The organism is Lujinxingia vulgaris (assembly GCF_007997015.1).
Taxonomy (GTDB): Bacteria; Myxococcota_A; Bradymonadia; order Bradymonadales; family Bradymonadaceae; genus Lujinxingia; species Lujinxingia vulgaris.
The window spans coordinates 1-580 of sequence record NZ_VOSM01000073.1 but is presented as its reverse complement, the minus strand read 5'-3'; the positions used below and the strand labels follow the sequence as shown (position 1 = coordinate 580).

The 580-nt window shown below is 64.5% G+C and carries 1 protein-coding gene; it reads left to right on the top strand.

Annotation, left to right across the window (positions count from 1 at the left end; all coding sequences use genetic code 11):
* A partial coding sequence (locus FRC98_RS20940) for an aminomethyltransferase family protein (RefSeq protein WP_502260850.1) occupies positions 1 to 580 on the top strand: 580 nt, incomplete at both ends.

Below are 580 nucleotides of genomic sequence, written 5' to 3'. Positions count from 1 at the left end.
CTCAAGCATCGCTCTTGCGCAGGCTAAGTACAGCCTGTTGCTCAATGAGGCGGGTGGCATCATCGATGACCTCGTCACCTATCGCCTCGCCGATGACCACTTCTTGGTTGTCGCCAATGCCGGAAACCGCTTTGCCGCAGCAACAGCGCTCACTGAACGGGCCGTCGGCTTTGAGGTCGCGGTCACCGATGAGAGCGACGACTATGCGCTGATCGCCGTTCAGGGGCCGGTCTCGCGTGCCATCCTCGAGGCGACCGCGGGGCTCACTGACTTTGCGACACCGCTCGACGAACTCAAGTACTACCGCGAAACCGCGGCCATCGGTCGCACTGGCTACACGGGCGAAGACGGCTTCGAGCTATACATTCACGTGGGTGCCGCGGCCGCCCTGTGGGCAGCGCTCACGGTCGCCGGCGAACCGCTCGGTCTCGTGCCCGCCGGTCTCGCGTGCCGAGACACTCTCCGCCTTGAAGCGGGCATGCCGCTGTATGGACACGAACTCAACCTCGGCACCTTCCCCGTGCAAGCCGGTCTTGGCCGCGTCGTCGCGCTCAGCAAGGAAGGTGACTTCGTCGGTCGC